24 protein-coding genes and 2 pseudogenes are annotated in these 21,524 nt (G+C 58.3%); 15 read left to right on the top strand and 11 right to left on the bottom strand.

The annotated features are described in order from the left end of the window. Window positions 1-36: 36 nt before the first annotated feature. The 4 genes and pseudogenes from B5526_RS38915 to B5526_RS09560 all read right to left on the bottom strand — a co-directional run bounded on the left by B5526_RS38915 (window position 37) and on the right by B5526_RS09560 (window position 3,261). Window positions 37-279 carry a hypothetical protein gene (locus B5526_RS38915; protein WP_244562436.1) on the bottom strand — a complete coding sequence of 81 codons (243 nt, stop codon included), beginning with the start codon at window positions 277-279 and terminating at the stop codon, window positions 37-39. Further along, window positions 280-483 (bottom strand): annotated as a pseudogene (locus B5526_RS38910) (glucose 1-dehydrogenase); the annotation flags it as partial. A 559-nt stretch (window positions 484-1,042) separates the two neighbouring features. Next, on the bottom strand, window positions 1,043-1,621 hold the full coding sequence (locus B5526_RS09565) for a 5'-methylthioadenosine nucleosidase (protein ID WP_079537979.1): 579 nt from the start codon (window positions 1,619-1,621) through the stop codon (window positions 1,043-1,045). A 44-nt stretch (window positions 1,622-1,665) separates the two neighbouring features. Further along, window positions 1,666-3,261, bottom strand: a complete 1,596-nt coding sequence (locus B5526_RS09560) for a GMC family oxidoreductase (protein WP_244562247.1) — start codon at window positions 3,259-3,261, stop codon at window positions 1,666-1,668. 373 nt (window positions 3,262-3,634) lie between these two features. Here B5526_RS09560 and B5526_RS09555 point away from each other — a divergent pair, with 373 nt between their 5' ends. Further along, a complete protein-coding gene (locus tag B5526_RS09555) occupies window positions 3,635-4,492 on the top strand; it encodes an alpha/beta fold hydrolase (protein WP_079537978.1) in 858 nt (285 codons plus the stop codon). Window positions 4,493-4,717: 225 nt separating this feature from the next. Here B5526_RS09555 and B5526_RS38905 read toward each other — a convergent pair whose 3' ends face one another. The 4 genes from B5526_RS38905 to B5526_RS09540 all read right to left on the bottom strand — a co-directional run bounded on the left by B5526_RS38905 (window position 4,718) and on the right by B5526_RS09540 (window position 8,258). Then, window positions 4,718-4,972 carry an AMP-binding enzyme gene (locus B5526_RS38905; RefSeq protein WP_244562246.1) on the bottom strand — a complete coding sequence of 85 codons (255 nt, stop codon included), beginning with the start codon at window positions 4,970-4,972 and terminating at the stop codon, window positions 4,718-4,720. After that, window positions 4,906-6,276 (bottom strand): AMP-binding protein, encoded by a 1,371-nt coding sequence (locus B5526_RS09550; RefSeq protein ID WP_244562245.1) that lies wholly within the window; start codon window positions 6,274-6,276, stop codon window positions 4,906-4,908. Before B5526_RS09550 ends, B5526_RS38905 begins: the two co-directional genes overlap by 67 nt. Before the next feature lie 74 nt (window positions 6,277-6,350). Continuing rightward, a complete protein-coding gene (locus B5526_RS09545; protein ID WP_172842024.1) occupies window positions 6,351-7,139 on the bottom strand; it encodes an enoyl-CoA hydratase/isomerase family protein in 789 nt (262 codons plus the stop codon). 315 nt (window positions 7,140-7,454) lie between these two features. After that, window positions 7,455-8,258 carry an SDR family NAD(P)-dependent oxidoreductase gene (locus tag B5526_RS09540; protein WP_079544837.1) on the bottom strand — a complete coding sequence of 268 codons (804 nt, stop codon included), beginning with the start codon at window positions 8,256-8,258 and terminating at the stop codon, window positions 7,455-7,457. 147 nt (window positions 8,259-8,405) lie between these two features. On the opposite strand from B5526_RS09540, the gene B5526_RS09535 reads away from it, so the two are divergent. Further along, window positions 8,406-8,897, top strand: a complete 492-nt coding sequence (locus B5526_RS09535) for a MarR family winged helix-turn-helix transcriptional regulator (protein WP_244562244.1) — start codon at window positions 8,406-8,408, stop codon at window positions 8,895-8,897. 192 nt (window positions 8,898-9,089) lie between these two features. Then, window positions 9,090-9,254: a hypothetical protein gene (locus tag B5526_RS37555; protein WP_154071232.1), complete on the top strand. Its 165-nt coding sequence runs from the start codon at window positions 9,090-9,092 to the stop codon at window positions 9,252-9,254. A 255-nt stretch (window positions 9,255-9,509) separates the two neighbouring features. Here B5526_RS37555 and B5526_RS09530 read toward each other — a convergent pair whose 3' ends face one another. After that, window positions 9,510-10,082, bottom strand: a complete 573-nt coding sequence (locus tag B5526_RS09530) for a TetR/AcrR family transcriptional regulator (protein ID WP_172842023.1) — start codon at window positions 10,080-10,082, stop codon at window positions 9,510-9,512. A gap of 175 nt (window positions 10,083-10,257) precedes the next feature. Between B5526_RS09530 and B5526_RS09525 the strand changes: the two genes are divergently transcribed. Both B5526_RS09525 and B5526_RS39720 read left to right on the top strand, forming a co-directional pair. Then, window positions 10,258-11,310, top strand: coding sequence for an enolase C-terminal domain-like protein (locus B5526_RS09525; protein WP_244562243.1), 1,053 nt, complete (start codon window positions 10,258-10,260; stop codon window positions 11,308-11,310). A gap of 283 nt (window positions 11,311-11,593) precedes the next feature. After that, on the top strand, window positions 11,594-11,833 hold the full coding sequence (locus B5526_RS39720; RefSeq protein WP_433994622.1) for an AraC family transcriptional regulator: 240 nt from the start codon (window positions 11,594-11,596) through the stop codon (window positions 11,831-11,833). 91 nt (window positions 11,834-11,924) lie between these two features. Here the strand turns inward: B5526_RS39720 and B5526_RS09515 are convergent, their stop codons facing one another. Further along, on the bottom strand, window positions 11,925-12,869 hold the full coding sequence (locus B5526_RS09515; protein WP_079537973.1) for a LysR family transcriptional regulator: 945 nt from the start codon (window positions 12,867-12,869) through the stop codon (window positions 11,925-11,927). 211 nt (window positions 12,870-13,080) lie between these two features. Between B5526_RS09515 and B5526_RS09510 the strand changes: the two genes are divergently transcribed. The 8 genes and pseudogenes from B5526_RS09510 to B5526_RS09475 all read left to right on the top strand — a co-directional run bounded on the left by B5526_RS09510 (window position 13,081) and on the right by B5526_RS09475 (window position 19,846). Beyond that, complete coding sequence (locus B5526_RS09510) at window positions 13,081-13,470, top strand: tautomerase family protein (protein ID WP_079537972.1); 390 nt, start codon at window positions 13,081-13,083, stop codon at window positions 13,468-13,470. A gap of 276 nt (window positions 13,471-13,746) precedes the next feature. Then, entirely contained in the window at window positions 13,747-14,607 is an 861-nt protein-coding gene (locus tag B5526_RS09505) for a fumarylacetoacetate hydrolase family protein (RefSeq protein WP_079537971.1), read from the top strand. 226 nt (window positions 14,608-14,833) lie between these two features. After that, window positions 14,834-15,991 (top strand): alpha-hydroxy acid oxidase, encoded by a 1,158-nt coding sequence (locus tag B5526_RS09500; RefSeq protein ID WP_079537970.1) that lies wholly within the window; start codon window positions 14,834-14,836, stop codon window positions 15,989-15,991. Window positions 15,992-16,104: 113 nt separating this feature from the next. After that, a complete protein-coding gene (locus B5526_RS09495; RefSeq protein ID WP_079537969.1) occupies window positions 16,105-17,769 on the top strand; it encodes an L-lactate permease in 1,665 nt (554 codons plus the stop codon). Between the two features lie 62 nt (window positions 17,770-17,831). Next, window positions 17,832-18,275 carry a tautomerase family protein gene (locus B5526_RS09490; RefSeq protein ID WP_079537968.1) on the top strand — a complete coding sequence of 148 codons (444 nt, stop codon included), beginning with the start codon at window positions 17,832-17,834 and terminating at the stop codon, window positions 18,273-18,275. 96 nt (window positions 18,276-18,371) lie between these two features. Continuing rightward, window positions 18,372-18,674 carry a ribbon-helix-helix domain-containing protein gene (locus tag B5526_RS09485; RefSeq protein ID WP_079537967.1) on the top strand — a complete coding sequence of 101 codons (303 nt, stop codon included), beginning with the start codon at window positions 18,372-18,374 and terminating at the stop codon, window positions 18,672-18,674. 80 nt (window positions 18,675-18,754) lie between these two features. After that, a complete protein-coding gene (locus B5526_RS09480; protein WP_079544833.1) occupies window positions 18,755-19,492 on the top strand; it encodes an AzlC family ABC transporter permease in 738 nt (245 codons plus the stop codon). Beyond that, window positions 19,489-19,846: pseudogene (locus tag B5526_RS09475) on the top strand (AzlD domain-containing protein). The gene B5526_RS09480 and the pseudogene B5526_RS09475 overlap by 4 nt, the downstream one beginning before the upstream one ends. Window positions 19,847-19,958: 112 nt before the next feature. Here the strand turns inward: B5526_RS09475 and B5526_RS39580 are convergent. Then, window positions 19,959-20,201 carry a winged helix-turn-helix transcriptional regulator gene (locus B5526_RS39580; protein WP_349642781.1) on the bottom strand — a complete coding sequence of 81 codons (243 nt, stop codon included), beginning with the start codon at window positions 20,199-20,201 and terminating at the stop codon, window positions 19,959-19,961. Between B5526_RS39580 and B5526_RS39575 the strand changes: the two genes are divergently transcribed. Continuing rightward, window positions 20,118-20,537 (top strand): hypothetical protein, encoded by a 420-nt coding sequence (locus tag B5526_RS39575; protein WP_349642790.1) that lies wholly within the window; start codon window positions 20,118-20,120, stop codon window positions 20,535-20,537. The genes B5526_RS39580 and B5526_RS39575 overlap by 84 nt on opposite strands. 345 nt (window positions 20,538-20,882) lie before the next feature. Continuing rightward, a complete protein-coding gene (locus tag B5526_RS09460; protein ID WP_079544831.1) occupies window positions 20,883-21,509 on the top strand; it encodes an isochorismatase family cysteine hydrolase in 627 nt (208 codons plus the stop codon). The last annotated feature ends 15 nt before the right edge of the window (window positions 21,510-21,524 follow it).

Here is a 21,524-nt window from a genome sequence, read left to right as displayed (position 1 = left end):
ACGACGCGACCGATATGACGATGGACCTGCCTAGGCTCAAAAGGTTTCTGCATGTGCACGCACATCGAGCTCCTGCGACCAAGCAGAACGATGTTGCGTATGTAGATACCAATAGCTGTCAGCGATCACATCAGGGAGCAGCAGGGCGTCCGGCCCCTTCTGTCCGATATCAGGAATCTTGCTAAAGATCTTATCGCCCTCGATGGAACCGTTGATGATGACGTGAGCGACGTCAATACCACGTGGCCCGAATTCGCGTGCGAGGGATTGACTGACCATCCTGAGGCCAGCTTTAGCAGCGGCGAATCCAGCAAATGCTGCTCTTCCGCGAAGAGCTGCTGAGGCCCCCGCTGTAGATGATAGTACCACAACCGCGCGGCAACATGCGGGGGCAACCTCCCGCCCGAAGATGAAGCCCCCGAGGCAACCGACCTGCCATACCGCCTCGAAGTCTGCCGTTTTTGTTTCGAGCGGCGGCCCCAAATCGCGTTGCCCGCATTGTAAACGCCCACCTCAACAGGACCGATCACTTGAAGGGCGTCCAGCGACCGCCCGGTTACTGCTACCTTATAACCTTCCCGTGCGAAGCGTCTGACGGACGCAGCGCCGAGTCCACGGCTCGCGCCGACGCCAACTACCCAAGCGATCCGGCTCACATTTGTCACGGGCTTTCTTCGAGCAGTCAGCAAGTTGGGTTACGCTTGTAGGTGGGTAAGGCCGGGAGACGATCTGTCGCCATCCGTCCAAATGTCGCTCGCCTTCCGACCGCACCCATGGTTATCCCCTCGCCATGCCTACCTACGATTTCTCTCACGACGGCTTTGTTCGCCGGGAAGAGACTCTGGTGTCGGTGACCTCTCCAATATACTCCGCGAGTCGAAGTTCGACATCTGAGCGCGCCTGAAATCCCTGGTCGAAGGCTTTACGGGCTCGCGCCTCTAGCCCGGGAGCCCCCGCCGCCCGCATGAATGCATCCAACTGTGGCGGAAAACTCCTCCTTGTCCGGTAGAGACACCTTGTTGACGTAATATCCGCCAGAACCTCACGATCGAAGGTCGAGACCCGATGTCAGCTTCTTCACCGCATCCCAGAACAGCTCCTGTCCGTCGGCGACGTTGGCGGTCCAGTGTTCGGCGGCGAAGTCGTTGGCATCGTCGGTGATGAATTTGAACGCGCGCCAGGGCATAGAGTGGCGCTGGCAAACATGGGCAATCGCGAACAATTCCATGTCGACGATGTCGATGTTGTTTTCGTTGAGCCACGGATCGCTCGATGTGACGAAGCTGTCGCCGGTCCCGCAGATCACATCGCCATGGCCCGAGGAAAGCCTGTCGAGGTCGGAGGAGAACGGCGTGCGTCCGCGCGGCGCCAGCGGCATCGCCATCATGTCGCGCTGCACGACATGCGCCACCTCGACGAGCCCGCGCAACTGTTCGTTGATTTTCCCGGCGGTGCCGTAGTTGATCACCAGCGACGGCCGCAGCACCCCGAGCGACAGCGTCGCGGCGCTCGCCGCGTTCACCTTGCCGACGCCGCTGTAGATCACCTCGACGCCCTCGGGGGCGCGCGCCGTGTCGAGTTCGTCGTCGATCGCGGTGAGAACAAGGATTTTTCCGGTCATGCGAAATAGCGGTCCAGTATGCCGCGGTAGATTTTGGTCAGTTATCACACGTTATGGTCCGCTTTCAGCATCTCGCCAGCGCGCTCGCCGATCACAACGCAGGGCGCCATGGTATTACCGGTAACGATGCGCGGCATGATCGATCCGTCCGCGATCCGCAGCCTATTGATGCCGTAAACCCTGAGACGGTGGTCCACGACCGACATGGCATCGCGCCCCATCTTGGCCGTGCAGGTCTGGTGGGAATGGCTGACCGTGGCATTGCGAATGAAAGCCTCCAATTCTGCGCCCTCGAGCGGACCCGGCAGGATTTCGCGCTTCGCGAAGCGGCGCAGGGGCGCCGAGTTGCCGATGGCTCGGCAAAATTCGACACAGATCTTGAGTGCCTTCCGATCGGCGGGATCGTCGAGGGCGTTTGCGTCAATGTCGATCGGGTCAAGCGGATCGGATCCGGTGAGACGCAGCCGACCCCGGCTGGCGGTTCGCAACACCGCCGTCGTCAGCGACCAGCTATTCGCCGGCGGCGCGACCTTGGCCGCTTGTGGGCTTGCATAAGGCGCCTCAACCATGAACGATTGCAAATCCGGTCTGTCGAGCGCGGCATCGCTCTTCCAAAAAGCGGTCGCTTCACCCCGGTTATTGCGCGGCTCAATCGAGTCCCGCGATTCCCATACACACGGCGCCATGAAGTGGTCCTGGAAATTCCGGCCAACGCCGGGCAGATGCTGGATGACAGGAATACCGACACGTTTCAGCTCGGCCTCGTCGCCGATACCGGATTGCATGAGCAGCTTGGGTGTATGGATCGCACCCAGCGACACCACGACCTCGCGCGTGGCCCCGATGCGATGGAGCTTGCCCTCGCGCAGGAATTCCGCGCCGGCCACTTGCTTCCCCTCAAACGCCAGACGTGTGACCAATGCTTGCGTCAGTACAGTCAGGTTGGGGCGGTCCATGTAGGGGTAGACATACGCCCGGAAGACGGATTGACGTTGGCCGTCCCGGACGCACACATTGCTGATGGCGCCTCCACCGTCGCCTTCCATCATGACGCCGTTCTGATCGTCGAAGGTCAGAACGCCGGCAGCCGCAAATGCATCGAGCATCGCTGCGGCGAGAGGATGGGGATCGGGGGCCGGCTGCACGAAGAGCAGGCCGCCTTTGCCACGACGAGCGGGATCGGGCGCTCCATGCCAATCCTCGATACGCCGATAGATCTGCAGCACAGATTGATAGTTCCAGCCGTCATCGCCGGCCTCGGCCGCGAAATGATCCCAGTCGTTCTTATGGCCTCGGGACCAGCCCATCACATTGATACTCGAGCCGCCACCCAGGACCTTGCCCATGGACATGGGAATGGCACGTCCGTTCAGTCGTGGATTTGGCTTGGCTCTGAAGGCCCAGTCGTGTTCGCCACCGCGAAGGGACGGCCACGCAGATGCGTCCTTGATGCTCGCGACATCATCGCTACCACCGGCTTCAAGCAAGAGGACGTTGACATCAGCGTTCTCTGCCAATCGCCGCGCCACCACCGACCCTGACGATCCCGAGCCGCAGATGATGAAGTCGTAGTGCGGCTTTAGCTCGGCACCCAGCTTTTGCTGATTGACACGGATGCGCGTGGCGAGGTTATCGGACACGATGCTTCCTTTTAGATGTTAATCGGCGGTTCGGCTGATGTGAATGCGAGCATATTTGTTATGGAGGCGAGCTACCCGAATGTTTCCTGTCCCAGGAAAGCGGTTACAGCGGTAATAAACAGTGGTCGGGCGGTAATCGCTGATCCCACGTGTGAATCGGCGTGGCCTTTGACGCCCAATCGGCGCCCAAGGCTGGACGCCGAAAGGGGTCAATATTCTCGGAGCCGAAACACACTGCAAGGGGCGCTCGGTCTCGATGGATAAGCAATTAGATTCGAGCTTTTTACCGTCGTAACTCACTCACGAAATCATGAAATGATTTTGCTATGTACTCGGCCTACTTCCGTGTCCTTGACATTGGAGGCCAGATCGAATGCCGGTTGCATCGAACACCAAAATTGCTTCGAAGTACTTCAGGACAAATGACGGGGTTCGATTGCATTATTTGGAGGCCGGTTCGGGAAAACCGCTGGTTCTGATTCACGGCTTCTCCCAAAGTGCGGAGCAATTCAAGTTTCAGATCGAAGGCCTGGGAGATCGTCACCGGGTAATCGCGCTTGATTTACGCGGCCATGGAGAATCGGAGAAACCAAACTTTGGTCTCAAGATACACCGCCTTGCCCAGGACTTGCGCGAGGCGCTGGTCGCCGCGAATGCGGACGATGTCACCCTGCTCGGGCATTCGATGGGGTGCTCGGTCATCTGGGCCTACTGGGAACTGTTCGGCGCGGATCGCCTTGGCAAGATCGTGCTGACCGACGAACCGCCGATGCTGACCTCGAACCCTGCCTGGACTCCCGAAGAAGTTGAGGCGGCCGGATCGATTCTCACACCCGCCTCCTTGTGGGAAACGGCCAATGCCCGGTCGGATCCAGACGGTGAAGCAGCCGCCCGCGTTTTCATCGAGCACTGCGTGTCGAGAAACTGTCCGGCGGATGTGAAAGAATGGATAATCCGGTGTACCTTGCGCATGGCCGGCAAGGACGCCGCAACTCTGTTCCTTAATCATGGATGTCAGGATTGGCACGACATCATTCCACGCATCAGGCTCCCCACCCTTGTGATCGGGGGGCGGGTCAGCCTCATACCCTGGAAGTCACTCGCATGGATTGCGAAGCAGATACCGGGCGCCCAGCTGGAGATCTTTGAGGAAAACGAAGGCGGAAGCCATTTTATGTTCGTGGAGAACCCGACCAAGTTCAATCAGATCGTGTCAAAATTTGTCGCTTAGGTCGCTTACGAGACGTGCCGATGTAATTCCGCCATCCGGCACCGGGGACAGGTCCGGCCAATCGAATACCCAGTCAGGCTTAGAAGAGCGAAAGTCCAAGAGTGCTACGAAACATTATTGCCCTCCCATTTTCAGCCGAATGGCTCCGCTTCTTCTGTCTCACTATGGAATGTTGACGAGCTCCGACTGCTCTTCCGCGAATCACTGCGGCCCAGGCGATGACTTTCAGCTGACCTGCCGCTTTCGGCCTTCCCAGAACGGTGCACGCAGTTCGCGCTTAAGGATCTTGCCAGGGCCAGACATCGGCAGTTCGTCGCGAATTTCGACGCTGCGCGGGCATTTGTAGTGGGCGATGCGCTCCTTGCAGAACGCGATGATGTCGACTGGGTCAACCTTGGTGCCCGGCCTGCGCATCACGATGGCGTGCACCTGTTCGCCCCAGGTCTCGTTCGGGATGCCGATGACCGCGCACTGCGCCACGGCAGGATGCTGCGCCACAATGTTCTCGACCTCCGCAGAGTAGACATTCTCCCCCCCCCAGAAATGATCATGTCTTTGAACCTGTCCACTATGTAGACGAATCCATCCTCGTCCATGTGGCCGGCATCTCCGGTGTGCATCCAGCCGTCGACGATTGCCTTAGCGGTCTCCTCGGGACGGTTCCAATAACCCATCATGACCACATCGCCACGGGCGCAGATTTGACCGACTGTGCCGCGCGGCACCTCTCGATCGTTCTCATCGACTATCCGGACTTCGACGCCAAGCGTCGCCCGGCCGCCCGAGCGGTGGCGTCCCCGAGAGCGCCCTTCGCCGAGACGCTCGCGCGCGTGCAGAATGGTGGCAATCGGAGACAGTTCCGACTGGGCGTAGGCTTGTATGAACGCAACCCGCGGCAGGGCTGCAGTCGCTCGGTCGAGCACGGCCTCGCTGATCGGCGAGCCGCCATATAGGATCTGCTTGAGCGAACCGAGATCACGCAAACGCACCGCCGGGTGGTCCGCCACCATCTGGATCATGGTGGGTACCAAGATGGTCTCGGTCACCTTTTGTTGCTCGATCGCGTCAAATACGGTTTCGGGCGTGAATGCCCTGATGACTACGCTGGTCGCGCCACTCAGAAACAGGGAATACATTCCGGCGCCGTTCGCCATGTGGAACATGGGTGCTGCATGCAGATAAACCGCGGTTTCGCCACATAGGCCCTCCGCCAGGCAGTTGAACGCGTTCGCCGCAATATTGCGGTGACTGAGCATTACACCTTTCGAGCGGCCGGTGGTGCCGCCCGTATAGAATATGGCGGCGAGATCGTCGGGCGCCGCCATAGCATCCGGCATCGGCCCGCTCGCAGCTATCAGCGCTTCGTACCCGAACATTCCATCCGGTACGGGATCATCGTCCGCGTAAATCAGCATCAGGCTACCCGACGCATTTGTTGCAAGCGTCATTCCGGCTTTCGCGAAAGCATTATCGACGACGAGCAGCTTGGCGCCGCAATCACTCAGGGCATCCGCGTTTTCCTGGATACTCCAGCGGATGTTGAGGGGAACAATCACGGCACCCGCCCAACTGGCGGCCAGGTAGCACTCGATGTAACGATCCTGGTTGAGCATGAGGACCGCAATACGATCGCCGCGGTCGAGGGAATGCGCGCGCAACGCCCGCGCAAAGCGTGACACGCGGTCCCCGATCTCTTGCCAGGTGCGGCGGCGGCCCTCGAAGATCGTGGCAGTGCCGCGCGACTTGACCTGCAAGGCACGCCGTAGTCCATGCGTGACGTTCATTGCGTTGACCTCTGGTCTATGAAGCTCATAGGTGCGTTCCTCACTGACTATCGCTAATCCGGTCGCCGCCGGGTTCACTTGCCGGCAAAAATTGCCGTGGGTAACGGCTTGGCAGCATTGATCGCTTCGGCGGCATTGCGCAGGGCTGTCCGCGCATCCTCGGTCTCGAAAAGCGGCATCGAGACGTCGTAAAGCTTCGCCTTGGCGGCCTTCACGCCCTGCTCGGCTTGCATGCGCCAGAGCGCCTTGGTCGCAGCGAACGCTTTTGTCGGTCCCTCGGCGAGGCGGGCGGCCAGCGCGGCGGCTTGCGACTCGAACTCGGCGTCGTCTACGACCCAGTTGACCACGTTCCAGTGCCGCATCTGTTCGGCAGACGCCGGCTCGGAAAGGAACACCATCTCGGCGGCTTTCGCGCTGCCGACACGCTCGGCGATCTGCATCATGCCGCCCTGCAGAGTCACGATGCCGACACGCGCTTCCGGAAATGCGAAACGGGCGGACCTGGCGGCGAGGATCAGATCGCAGCTCAACGCGAGTTCGAACCCACCGCCCATGCATCCGCCCTGCACAGCAGCGATGGTTGGAATCGGCAGGCGTTCCAGATGGTCTAGCGCCTCGGCGAGCACCTGTATCTTTGGCCGCAGGATCTCCGCCGGAGTGCCTGGCCAATCCCGTACATCCCCGCCAAAACAGAAGTCGCCGCCTTCGCCCCGGATAAGGAGAGCCCGTGCCGGGCTCTTTTCTATTTGTTGAACAGCCTCCCTAAGCTCAACACGCATATCGAAGCTGATCCGGTTGCCGCCGGCATGATCGAGGCTGAGCGTGGCGACGGGACCGCCGATGTCTAGGTGAGTGAACGGCATGATGTTGTCCTGATATTGAATGAAAGTGACGGCGCGGGTCGTCGGCGTCGGCCTCATCTTCCTTTAGTGGCGGAAGCTCCAGACATCTCTGGCGGCGACGACGTTTCTCGATAGACCGTAGCGATTCGTGACCACTCGACCCGCTTCTTGCGATCACGCTCGACGGGCTCGTAGAAGATGCGCCGGTCATCGCAACTCTAGCTTTTGCGCGAGCGTACGATGGAGCTTGGCGGTCATTCATGCAGAAGAGACCGCCACGTCTCGGAAGTCGAGAGTTTGACCAAAGCCGAAGCGACTTGCGCTCCCTGAGCGATGTCATATGGCTTTGTAGCGCGCGGCCGGCTTGTTGGTCTGGGTGGCGGCGAACAGCGTCGAACGGGCGGCGTCGTACTTGTCCCAAAGGCTCGCGTCCGCCACCGTGGGCCATGTGATGGCTTCACCCTTGTCGAGGCCGGCGAGGGCAGCGTCCACTAGAGTCTCCGCCGACATCACGGTGTCCTGGTCCAAGGCTGATAGCGGAAGGCCAGATGCATCCCAAATTTCGGTCGCTGTCGAGGCGGGAAGGACCACCTGGACCTTTACGCCAGTCCCGACCAGTTCGTCCTGAAGGCCTCGGCTGAAGTTCAGCACAAAGGCCTTGGTGCCGCTGTACACGGAGCTGACCGGGAGCGAATGGATGGCTAACACGGAGGCAATGTTGACGATCACTCCGTCATTTCTCGACAGCAGCGCGGGAAGAACAGCATGAGTGAGGCGCGTCACCGAAGTGATATTCAGCGCTATCTGGGCCAGGGATTGTTGTACGGGCGCCAGCGCAATCGCCGCAAGCCTAGCAAGTCCGGCATTGTTTACGAGGATGCGCACCGCCGGGTTCGTTGCAAGGATCTTTTCGACACGGACAAGGTCAGATTCCTTCGCGAGGTCCGCGGCGATCACCTCAACGTTGGCACCAGCATAGGTCTTCAAAATCTTTTTCGAGAGGGCCTCTAAGCGGTCGGCGCGTCGCGCCACGAGGATGAGATCGTAGCCCCGAGCGGCGAGGCGGTCGGCATAAACAGCGCCGATGCCTGAGGATGCTCCGGTAACGACCGCGATTTTCTTGGAAATGGCGACAGGCATGGGGTTCTCCATTGGTTGAGCCCTCAACTATGTAGGGAGCATAACCCCTTTTCAATGGTACAGTGCTCAACTATATTTTACACGCATTGGAAAGAAGCGTAGTCCTCCAGCAGTTGATCTGGATGACAGGGCATGGAGGCAGTCGCTGTGCCGGCCAAATTTGCTTGCACGAACAACGCGTTGCGCCGTGCGGCGCGTCGCCTCGGCCAATTGTATGATGAGGCGCTTGCCCCGATTGGACTAAAGGCCACGCAGGCCGGTGTGCTCGCCCAGATCGGCGAACTAGCCCGCGGTCAGGAAGGGCCGACGCTGCAGGATTTGGCGGAGCGGTTGGCCATTGGAATCTCGGCGCTAACGCACGCGCTGCGGCCGCTGGTTAGGGACGGACTGGTTGAACTGCGGCAAGACCCCCAGGACGGGCGCACGAAGCGCGGTATTCTGACCCGCTTAGGCAAGGCGCGGCTCCGGGAGGCGTACCTGCTGTGGGCAGCGGCGAACCGCCGCGTGGAAACTGTGTTAGGGCCAGTCTCGGCGGAGAAGCTGCGAAGCTTGGCGGATCAAGTCGCCTCTCAGGAATTTCTCGATGCTTATACCGTCCGCAAGAAGCTTGGAGCCCATCCCGAGGTGACGTCCGAGTGATCTTTTGGGTCGATATCATCTCGAGTTGGACATCGAGAAAAAGGAAACGCTGGCACTCGCAGCAGAGTGGCTTCGACCGTTTCGCTTTTAGTCGGCGGACGATGCCTGGGCTGCGCGAGATCAGGATGAATCCATCGCCGCAAAACTAAACCGCGAGTTACCTTGCCCCAAGTCAGTGGACGTGACGCGCACATGGTCGCGCTCGTGTCCGACGCAGCCCACCGAGCCCCGGACAATCCGCTGCGGGTCTCGGGCTCACAGCAAGATCGAGCGCTTTCGCAATCTTCGCCGCCCGGACAGGTGCTCGGTTTTTTGTCGGGCGCCAAGCATTTGGATCTGCTGGACGGCAAGGTCTAGGCGTCGACAAAGCGCGTCCCACGCACCGCCGCCGCATCCAGATTCGAAATCTTTGCCACCGGATGTCCCGCGTACCCCATCATCCGCGCCTTGTGTTGGTCGGACATCCGGATCAAAAGATTCTAAGGGGTTATGGCGGCCTCCCGTTGTCATTATTCTTTTCCTGGGCGGGCCGACATGCCCCCTTAGGCTCGCATGACACATCGCCTAGGAGGACAGACCCACACCGGAAGTCGGCCTGCGCTTCTTAGACGATTATTTTTGCTTAACGAGTTGTTTTGCAGCGCGTGCCGCAGCATCGATGTAGTTGCTACCACCATGAATGAGCGTCAACGCCATCGAGCCTTCCGTCAACAACATTATTTCGCGCGCGCGCTCGTGCGGGTATGGTACGCGCGCAGTTGTGAGCCGCTCGGCGAGCCATGATTCCGTCGCGGCTTTGGCACGGCGCGCGATGGCGCGAGCCGGGTGGCCGGGTAAGTCCGCGAGTTCTACAACCAGTCGGGTGAAACCCGATCCCGACCAACGTGGCGTCGTGCTCGCCCATCCTCCCAACTGAGCGAAATACGAATCGATCAATCCGTTGCGATCGGCTGGCATGCGGTCGCCAATATGTTGCAGCCGCTCTGCGGCCAGTTCTCCGTAACGCAGAAGTACTGTCGCGAGCAGATCGTCCTTACTCCGGAAATATGAATAGATTGTACGCTTCGTCACTCCGGCCTGTTCAGCAATTTTGTCAACGCTGGTTCGCCTGAACCCCGAGCGCCAGAAACATCCATAAGCAGCATCGATAATTCGCCGTCGGATCTCAGCCTTCTGTAGGCGCATGTGGGGCTCCCATCCAAGAAGTATACCGGTGAGTGTATTTACAGCTTCGCCATTACTTGAAAGGCTCTGCAGTTGCAGCCTCTCGGAAGTTCCGCCAGGCATCAAGACAGGATTAGGACGTGTTGCAATGCAAGTTGCTTCGCTCAAATTAAAATCTATCAGGGCGAGAGCGGTCGTGCTCAAGCTGAAGCGCCCGGTTGTCGCCCGAATTGCTAACATCACCGACTGGCCGCTGATCCTGATCGACCTCATCACTGAAGAAGGCATCGTGGGGCGGAGCTATCTTGAGCCCTATACGATCAAGACGATGCGCTATTTGGTTCCGGCGCTGGAAGATTTCGGCGATATGCTTAAGGGTCGGCGCATTGCGCCCGTCGAGCTTTACGAACTCGCGCGCAAGTCGTTGCATTTTGTAGGTTATCAAGGGCTTTCCATGATTGCTGTATCCGGACTGGATATGGCGGCCTGGGATGCCCTGGCAAAGGCGAGAGGTGTGCCGCTTTGCGTTTTGCTGGGCGGTTCGGTGGGGCCTGTGAAGGCGTACAACAGCAACGGGTTGTGGCTTCAGGCACCGGAGGTTGTAGCATCAGACGCGATTGCGTTGCGCGATGAAGGAGGCTTCACTGCGCTGAAGCTGCGGCTTGGCCGCGAACGCGCAAGCGACGATCTGGCCGCCATTCATGCCATTAGGGCTGCTGTCGGCGATGACATCGAACTGATGGCCGACTTCAACCAGGGCTTACACCTTGGAGAAGCCCTGCAACGGTGCCACATGATTGATGATGCGGGCCTGGCGTGGATCGAAGAACCTATCGTTTATGACAACCTCGATGGCTATGTGCAGCTGGCGGCCGAGTTGAAGACCCCGATCCAGATTGGTGAGAATTTCTACGGCTCTCGCGATCTGCACACCGCGCTACAGCGAAAGGCATGCGATCTTGTCATGCCAGATTTCATGCGCATTGGCGGTGTGACAGGTTGGCTAAGAGCAGCGGGAATCGCGGGAGCGGCTGGCATACCGATGTCCACACATCTGTACCCCGAGGTGGCCGCTCATGTAATGCGTATCACGGAGACCGCGCATTGGCTGGAATGGCAAGATTGGGCCGATCCTATCTTGCAAAGCCCCTATAAAATTAGCGACGGATTGCTGCACATTCCCGATGTGCCTGGCGTTGGTATCGAATGGAATGAGGAAGCGGTCGCAGCCCACCGAGCCGACCAGTGAAGGAATTCATTTATTTGCGTCTCTCTCTGGCGCCAAGTAGGAGTGAGTCGCGAAACGACATCCTTGGCGCACCGATTGTAACGAGATTTTCGACCCTTTTCTAAATATGGCAATACGCCCGACGCGTGAGCGAAGCGGCCACGCGATACCCATCATGAATGTTTGAATTCGCATTCAGGCCAGACCTCACAGGCAAATAGAGCCCGAACCGGGCCCCCGTACTGGCCGCGAAACTCCTGGGAGGCGTAGTGTGGGCAATCCGATGATATCGAAGAGAGTGGCGATGATGTGGTTGGCCATTTTGCGCGCTTACGCCGTTCGCTATTTGCATCCAAATCTAGCAGCAGCGCAGATCGCTCGCGGGAAGCGGACCAATACCAATCTGCCGATTTCGACGATCGCCGATGCGCTCGGTCTCAACGACCCGACCTATTTCAGCCGGTTATTTTCCGGAGCGACTGGCTTGTCACCACGTAGCTTTGCCACAAATTCCATAGTCGGCCGTGAACAATGGCTAAGTTGACGATGGAGATTTGATTCCCGTGTATCATCTAGGTTCGTGACCGTCGGCTCGCCAGCGTGTGTTCGCGTATATGACCACGTGACCTGCAATCTCAGCCGCGCTTCTTGTCTCTAAGTTTGGCACGCTTCGGAGTGCGCACGTCGGAGTAGGGAATAAATCCAGCCGCCACCGTTTCTCGAAGAGCCTCGATGGCTTTTTTGAGATTGCCAATTTCTTTGAGATGCACGACCCAAATATCCAAAGTCATCGAAAAATCGGATACCTCGACGATCGAAAGTTCTTCCAGACTCATGCTCGCATAAAGAACGCTTCGCGGCACCACCCCGAGACCGAGTCCGGAAGCGATCATTCGGAGCTGGATTTCCGTCCCGTAGGTGTCGACCACTACACGTAGGCTTTCGCCGACCTCTCCGATCGCGCGCTCCAATTCTGCCCGATATCCGCAGCCTTGCGGATTCAGGATCCAACCTTCTTTTGCAAGCGCAGTCATCGAAATCCTGCGGTTGAATATTGGATATTGCTTGCTCTGAACGATGACGACCTCAAGGGATGTAACGTATCGACCGATGAGGGGCGCAGCCGGCTTCCCACTATGGGGCAGGAAAATGACGGCTGCATCGAGATCGCTGCAGATCACTTGTTTCGAAAGCCCTGTGCTCCACTCAGTCCGTAGCCTGACGTCGAGCAACGGAAATTCTTCCCTCATTCGCTTGATGGAGTCGGCCAAAATCATGTCGCTGATTGCATGAGTAACACCGAGGCGCAGTATTCCCGAAGGTGTTTCGTCTTCCTTCGGCAGGACCACCAACTGATTGATGGCCTGAAGAATGGGAATAGCCTTCTCATACACGCGACTGCCCAAGAGCGTTGGGTTGGGAGGTCTATTCGAGCGGTCAAGCAACGACGCCCCCAATGTCTCTTCCAGCTGCTGAATGCGTCGGGAAATTGCCGATTGAGTCAGATGCAATTTTGATGCGGCCTTGGTGAGCGACTTCTCATCCACCACAGCCGCGAAAGCCCGTAAATCCTCGATCATGATGCCATACTCGCATGCTATTTATGAAAATTATGCGCTTGATGCAAGCTATTGTCTAGCCTATTCCGCTCTAGTCCATCAACGCGAAGGCAAAACAGTCCGAGTAGTTCGCGCCCAGTTCCGCCCACCGAGTTTGCCAAGAAAAATTTCGGATCGGCGCCTTCCGAACGTTCGTTGACGCTGCCGGAAATTCACCAAGAAGGAGAGAGAAATGCCGTTAGTCAGAATTGATCTAAGCAAGGACGCATCCGCGGAACTCGTGCGCACCGTAAGTGAGGCGGTTTATGATGCGATGGTGGAAGTCGCGAAAGTTCCTGCGAACGACAAGTTCCAGATCATCACGCGTCATACAGCCGAAGAGCTCGTGTTTCCTGCTGACGGCTACCTGGGCATTCAGTACTCGCGTAACATCATCTTCATTCAGGTGACCTGGGTCGCGGGAAGATCGATCGAAGTAAAGAAGGAATTCTACAAGAGAATCGCCGATGACATTCACGTCAAAGGGAAGGTCTCGAAGGCCGACATTTTCATCAACCTTGTAGATTCCGCGCGCGAAGACTGGTCCTTTGGCAACGGGGAAATGCAGTACGCGCCCAAGTGATCGATCGCCGGGCCGGATGATGTCAGCGGCAAGCGGCAGTCGCGGCAGCTCCGGCCCGCATGTTGTTCCATGGTCGTCCCGATCAGGTTTGCTCGGGGCGCGCCAACCAAAGCAATACCAGTCATCGCGATAGCATCCGTGAGCCTCGGCAATCGATCACAATAGAAGCGGTCGTCAAAAACGGCGGCGGTGGTCTGAGCGGGCTTGGACATCGTCATTCGAAAAGAAACTTGGATTAGGCTTGTAGCCTGGTCGCGGAAACCCCGGGAGCAACGTATGAAATTTGCCACGTTTCGGCATGGCGGTCGTGAGCAGGCCGGCCTCGTAGACGCTGACAAAGGGCGTATTGTTCCGCTCAAAGCGACCGATATGGTCGACCTGATTAGTCGTTTCAAAGAGATCGCGCCGACGTCGAGCTCTGTAGGTGCGAGCTTGGACCTTGACCTGGTCAAGCTGTTGGCGCCGATCCCGCGGCCGCGCCGCAACATATTTTGCGTAGGCAAGAATTATCGTGATCATGCGAAGGAATTCGCTAGTAGTGGATATGAAGCTGGCGCAATCAAGGGAGCGGAAATCGACGATCACCCCGCCGTGTTTTCGAAGCCTGCCAATTGTGTGGTCGGCCCAGGGGCTACGGTAGAGACTCATCCGGGCGTGACGGCAGCGGTGGATTACGAAGGCGAACTTGCAGTTGTCATCGGCAGTCATGGACGCAATATCAAGCGCTCTGATGCAAAGGGTTACATCTGGGGTTACACCATCATCAATGATGTTACCGCGCGTGATCGCCAGAAAGATCATCGCCAATGGTACCTCGGAAAGGCGCTCGATACGTTTTGTCCGATGGGACCCTGGATAACGACAGCGGATGAAGTCGACGCGGAGAACCTTCAGCTGCAGACCTGGGTCAACAGTGAACTTCGCCAAGACGCCAACACCCGCGATCTGATCTTTGACATCCCTGGACTTATCGAGACCATCTCCGCCGGCCTCGCCCTCGTGCCAGGCGATATCATCGCAACGGGCACCCCAGCCGGGGTTGGCCTGGGGTTCAACCCGCCAAAATTCCTGAAGCCTGGTGACACCGTCACGATCTCGATTAGCGGGCTCGGCACGCTCAGCAATCCCTTTGGTTGAGCCCGCCGGAAGCCGCAGACCGCCGACCGGCACCACCGGGGCTGCAAAACATCGGAGTTACAGAGTGGGCCCAGCCTGAATTGGCGTGGTCTCCAAAAGGTACTAGTCGCCCATCGGCCAAAACAAGAATGCATCGGCTGGGCTCAATCGAACTTCAGCGTGGCAGTCGGTCGCGCGAAGGCGAAGCCTGGTCGGAAACGTCATTCGTTCGGGAGTTCCTAAAACTATGCTACGGAATCAAAATCTGGGAAAGGTTACGAGCATCGACGATCTACGTCGAATTGCCGAACGGCGGGTCCCCAGGGCTTTCTTCGAGTATGGCGATCACGGCTCGTACTCGCAGTCGACATTGCGCGCCAATAGGAGCGACTTGGAGGCGATCAAGCTTCGCCAACGGGTTGCGATCAATGTCGACAAGCGTGATTTAACAACCACCATTCTCGGCGAGCCGTCATCCCTGCCGCTGGCACTCGCTCCCATCGGTTTACTCGGCATGCAACGAGGCGATGGGGAAATCCTGGCCTGTCGTGCCGCGCAGCAAGCCGGAATTCCATTCTGTCTGAGCACCATGTCGATCTGTTCGATCGAGGATGTTGCAGCCGCCGTCGATGCCCCGTTCTGGTTTCAGCTGTATGTGATGCGCGATCGGGGATTTGTACGCGAACTGATCCAGCGTGCCATTGCGGCCAAATGTAGCGCGCTTTTCCCGACCTTGGATTTGCCCATTCTGGGCCAACGTTACTGCGACGTGAAAAATGGCATGACGGTGCCGCCTCAGATCACATTCGCCAATGTTGTCGACGTGGCGACCAAGCCGACTTGGGCAATGAGCATTCTTAAGGGGAAACGCAAGACATTCGGCAATCTCGCCGGTCACATTAAAGGAATGGAAAATGTGACGACTCTCGCCAAATGGATGGCGACCCAGTTCGACGCGACGCTGAACTGGAAGGATATCGAATGGATTCGCAGCATCTGGCCGGGAAAGATCGTCTTAAAGGGAATTCTCGATGTGGAAGATGCCAGGATCGCTGCTGGTTTGGGTGTCTCTGCAATCGTCGTCTCAAATCATGGCGGAAGGCAGCTTGACGGCGCGCCATCATCCGCGGCCGCGCTACCGAAGATTGCCCAAGCGGTCGGGTCGGATGTCGAGATCATATTCGACGGCGGCATTCGCTCGGGGCAGGACGTGCTGCGGGCGATTGCGCTGGGGGCGAAGTCCTGCATGGCAGGTCGTGCCTATGTCTATGGTCTCGGTGCTGGTGGCAAAGCGGGTGTTACCAAGGCAATCGATATCATCCGTCAGGAACTGGATGTTTCGATGGCGCTGACGGGCACCACAGCGGTACGAAACATCAGTTTGAACAACATAGCAGACCCATGACCCGGGCGCCGGGATCGGCATTGTCGCGGACAATGACCAGCCGCTGATCGCAATGACGACAGCGTTACGAGAAGAAAAGTCAAACAAGCGTTTCACTGGGGGAAAGAAACAACATGTGGAATCAAATCTATAACCCGCTCGGCGATGCCGCGATATCGACGATCGCGGCCGCAGTGCCGGTTATTGCGCTGCTTTTGATGATCGCCAGCGGCAAGGTCAAGGCGCATATCGCTGCGATTATTGCGCTGATCATCGCCAACATCATCACGATCTTCGTCTTCACCATGCCGGCGGGCATGTCGATCCGCGCCTCACTGCTCGGCGTCGTCGTCGGCTTCTTCCCGATCGGCTGGATCGTGCTGAACGTCATTTTCCTTTACCGCATCACGGTGGAAACCGGACGATTCGAACTGCTGCAGCGAGCCATCGGCGGCGTCACCACGGACCGTCGACTGCAGTTGCTGCTGATAGCATTTTCATTCGGTGCGTTCTTTGAAGGAGCTTCCGGCTTCGGTACGCCCGTCGCGATCACTGGCGCGATCCTGATCGGTCTCGGCTTCTCGCCGCTCGCGGCGTCCGGCCTGTCGCTGATCGCCAACACGGCGCCCGTGGCATACGGCGCACTCGGCACGCCGATCCAGGGCCTCGCATCCGTCACCGGATTTGATCCGTACATTCTCGGCGCGATGGTCGGACGCCAGTTGCCGCTGTTCTCGCTGATCGTTCCGTTTGCGGTTATCTGGGCCTTCGCCGGATGGCGCGGAATGATGCAGGTATGGCCGGCAATTCTGGTCACCGCAGTTTCGTTTGCGTTACCGCAATTCGTGATTTCGAACTACATCAACCCATGGATCGTCGATATCGGCGCGTCGCTGATCTCCATGGCCGCGCTGATCCTGTTCCTGAAAGTCTGGCAACCGAAGAAACTCTGGCTGTCGCCAGCGCTACGCGGCAAGGACGAGTCGGCGTCCACGATGAAAGCCGCGAAGCCGCTGGACACGACGCCTTTGTCGCAGTCGCAACTCTGGAGCGCTATACTGCCATGGATCATCGTCTGCGTGGTGATGCTGATCTGGGGTAACAACTCGTTCAAGATCTGGGCGAACTCGATCTTTACCTGGAACTACCCCGTTCCCGATCTGCACAACATGATCAACAAGGGGCCGCCGGTGGCCACAAAGCCGACGCCCGAAGGTGCCGTGTTCTCATTCACCTACCTGTCCTTCACTGGAACGGGCCTGCTGATCGCGGCGCTTATCTCGGGCTTCCTGATGGGCTTCTCGCCGGCCAAGTTGATCGGCGAATACGGCCGCACCATCAGGGTCTGCGCGATCTCGCTGATCACAATCTCGGCGGTGCTGGCGATCGGCACATTGACGCGCCTGTCGGGCGTCGATGCCACGCTGGGTCTCGCCTTCGCGGCGACCGGAGTGCTGTACCCGTTCTTCGGTACGCTGCTCGGCTGGTTGGGCGTAGCGTTGACGGGTTCCGACACGGCATCGAACGTGCTGTTCGGTAACCTGCAGAAGATCACGTCTGAACAGCTTGGCATCTCGCCGATCCTGATGGCAGCGGCGAACTCCTCTGGCGGCGTCATGGGCAAGATGATCGACGCACAGTCGATCGTGGTGGCCTCCACTGCGACCAACTGGTACGGCCACGAAGGTGCGGTCCTGCGCTACGTCTTCCGGTACTCCATAGTGTTGGCGTGTCTCGTCGGCCTGTTCGTGACCTTGCAGGCGTATGTCTATCCGTTCACTGCGATGGTCATCAAATAATGCAGGATCGTTTGTGACGATGATGTCATAGCGTTCAAACAATTCAGAGAGGTTTGAAACCAATGCCGACCTATTACTGCACGAGCATCGAAGGCCGCTTGTCGGCGCAGCAGAAAAGTAAAATAGCAGGAGAAATCACCCGCATCCACGCAGAGGTGACCGGCGCCCCAACTTACTTTGCGCAGGTCATCTTTGATGAGGTCAAGCCTGGCAATTACTTTATAGGCGGAGCCGCACTGAAGCACGATCACCTGTTTATCTTCGGCCACATCCGGGCTGGCCGAGCTGCCATCGACAAGACCAGAATGATTCACCTCATGGCGAAGGCGGTTGGTGCAGCCGCCGGCGCGACTGATCAGCGCAGCATTTGGATCTATGTCGGCGAACTGCCTGCTCGACAGATGATTGAATTCGGATGTCTCCTTCCTGAAGCGGGCGACGAGCCGGCTTGGAATGAAGCACTGCCGGCCGCCGATCGCGAGTTCATGCAGGCGATCGGAAAGTGAGCATCGGCAAAGTGAGCATCGGCAAAGTGAAGCCAGCTCGACTACAAAATGTAGCCAGATCTTTGCGGCCTTGGCGAACAAGGATTAGAGGAAAAAATGTGCAAGCTGTTTTCTGAACTGGACTTAAAAAGCTGCGCCTTTCAAATTCGATCGGTACGGTTGGGTGCCCATGTCACCTCAATTCGTCTTGAGGCCATGTTCTGGAACATTTTGGAAAAGCTTGCTGCTGAAAAAGGTGCGACCCTTGACCGGTTCCTTACAAAGCTTCACGACGAGACTTTAAGATTTCACGGCGAGGCTAACGACTTCACATCTCTTCTCCGGTGTGCGTGTCTCGTTTATGTCGAGAGTATGAAGGACGTATTCGATGCCTTCGGCCCGCCTTCTGATAAAGAATGAACTTGCTGAATGAAAATCCGCTGGCGGGCGATCGGAAAGTGAGCACCGGCCGCCGACGATTCAACACCCTCCGGTACCCCGTGGGGCTACCTCCGCTCGATTCTCCGCAATGGCAAAGCTCCTTTCGCGCGTTCGGCTGGGGCATGCGCTCGGTCGCCTCGACGGTCCTGACGCTGGTGCTGTTTGCGACCTATCTCGGCATCGGCGCGCTCGCGCATGACACGCATTTCAGCCTGGCGTGGGCGCTGGCGAGTACGGCTTTCGTTTGGGCAGGACCGGCGCAGATCATCCTAATCTCGACGCTCGGCTCGGGTGCCACGATCGTGCAGGCGGCGATTGCCGTCACCGTCAGCGCCATCCGGCTGTTTCCAATGGTGGTATCGGTATTGCCGATGATGCGCACGCCGCAAACCAAGCGGCGGCATCTGATCCTGGTGGCCCATCTCACCGCGGTGACGCTGTGGGTCGAATGCTTCCGCTTCCTGCCGCTGGTGCCGCGCGAACGGCGAATCGCGTTCATCCATGGCCTTGGCGGCGGGCTTGTTTGCGTCTGCCTGATGGCGACCACGATCGGCTATGGGCTCGCGGCCAATCTCTCGCAACTGCTCGCCGCGGCCATCCTGATGCTGACGCCGCTGGCGTTCCTGTTCTCCACCGCCCGCAATTGCCGCGAGCTTGCCGATGTCGTCGCGCTGGCACTGGGACTGGCGCTTTATCCGCTGGCGACGATGTTGAACAGCGGCGTCGATATCCTGGTCAGCGGCGTGGCGGCGGGGACCATCGCCTACGGCGTTCACCGCTTAAGGGCGCAGGCATGAGCGATTTGCTCGGTAGTTTCTTGGGCGACTGGCATGCGTTGGTGATCCTGCTGATCGCGGGCGTCATCCCGAATCAGATATGGCGCATGCTTGGCCTGTGGTTCGGCGGCGGCATCGACGAAGGTTCGGAACTCTTGGTGTGGGTGAGGGCGGTTGCGACCGCGATCCTTGCCGGCGTCATCGCGCAAATCCTGGTACAGCCGCCGGGGGGCGCTGGCGAGCGTGCCCGGCGGGCTGCGCTACGGCGCGGTCGCCGCCGGTTTTGCAGTTTTCATGCTGTTGCGAAAGTCGATCTTTGCCGGCGTGATCTGCGGCGAAATAATCATGCTGGCAGGTAAATGGTGGCTCGGTTGATTGCAGCATCGATCAATCCAGGCCCGAAAGCCACTGAATATCGCTTGTTCGCAACACCCTTCCGTCTGCTGATCTCAGCTCTGTTTTTTTGAGTGAGCGCTTGTTCTTCTTGTCAACAAACGAAGAGATGGGGTCCCCGGGTTTGAAGGCGTGTGCGGTGCCCCCACTGTGCCAAACCTATCAGCACCGGCGCCAGCGCGCGCCCCTTTGAGGTCAGCGCGTATTCCTGGTAGGCGCTTCCGTCCGATGCGGAACGGATTTCGAAGATCCCATGATCTACCAGCGTTTTAAGCCTCGTGCTGAGACTGTTCTTTGCGGCACCAAGGCTACGCCCAAAGTCGTTGAATCTGGTCACGCCGGCCAGAGCATCGCGAACGATGAGAAGCGCCCACCAGTCGCCGATGATGTCAAGACTTCGGGCAACCGGGCACTTGTCCTTAGTCAGACTCTTGCGGCTCACTCAATCATCTCCATGCCCGCATCGGCAGCGATGAACCCTGTTCGTGTGCCGCGCGCCAGTTTCCAATCGCGATATCAGCGGATCGACTGCGACAGCGATGAGACCGTCGCGCTCCAGCGGCTTCAGTGTGTGGGCGAGCGCCCCGGAGTCCATCACTGCGAGATACGGCGTGAGGCTTTGCGCAGCGCCGTGCAACTGCACCCGCTGCCCTTGCAGGGCCCCGCGACGTGATCTTTCCTGCCTGCGATCTCTCTCACCTTTTCGTGCATTGACGGCCGTTATCAGCATATGCTTATGTTCGAGTGAGAATACAAGCATATGCAGATAGCATTGCTTCTCGCCTCGTGGGCCTAGGCATGGGCAGCACGCAAGTAGGGCCGAGCAAACGATTGACCTCAGGAGAAACTCATGAAGACGACCGAAACCATTGAAGGAATCGACCAGGATCGCCGCGGGCTTTTGGGAGCCGTCACGATGGGCATCGCTGTCGCGGGCGCCGCCAGTCTCCCGAGCACTTTAGCTGCCGCGGCTGACGAAAACACTGTACGGCCCTCTCAGCCAACCCAGAGAGAGACCATGGCAAACGTGACATACAACAAGCAGGTGACTGCACTTCTGGTGGTCGATCCATATAACGACTTCATTTCCGTGGGCGGCAAGCTATGGGACCGCATTCGGGCTGTTGCAGAAGCGAATGACTGCGTCCCTCATATGCTGCAGGTCCTGAATGCGGCGCGGAAGGCGGAGCTTCGAATCTTCTATGCGTTGCATCATCGATATCGTCCGGGCGACTACGAGACCTGGAAGTACATTGCGCCGATCCAGAAGGCGGGGTGGAAGGGAAAGACCTTCGAAAACGGCACGTGGGGTGGCGAGATCCGTCCCGAGTTCGAGCCTAAGCCAGGCGAGATTGTCGCTACGGAGCATTGGTGTTCGAGCGGCTTCGCCAACACAGATTTGGATTTGCAGATCAAGAATCACGGCATCCATCAGCTCATCGTCATCGGACTGATAGCGCATACCTGCATTGAAGCGACCGTTCGCTTTGCCGCTGAGCTCGGCTACGAGGTCACGGTAGTGAAAGACGCGACCGCGGATTTCTCGGATGAGGCGATGCACGCAGCTCTCGAGATCAATATGCCGAACTACGCCAGTGCCATTGTGACCACAAAGGAAGTCGTAGACGCGATCTCTTCTCTCTAAGCCTGAGGTATCCTT

The sequence above is a fragment of the Bradyrhizobium lablabi genome, assembly GCF_900141755.1.
Lineage (GTDB): Bacteria > Pseudomonadota > Alphaproteobacteria > Rhizobiales > Xanthobacteraceae > Bradyrhizobium > Bradyrhizobium lablabi_A.
The sequence above is the reverse complement of the archived record's forward strand: the minus strand, read 5'-3'. Positions and strand labels throughout refer to the sequence as shown.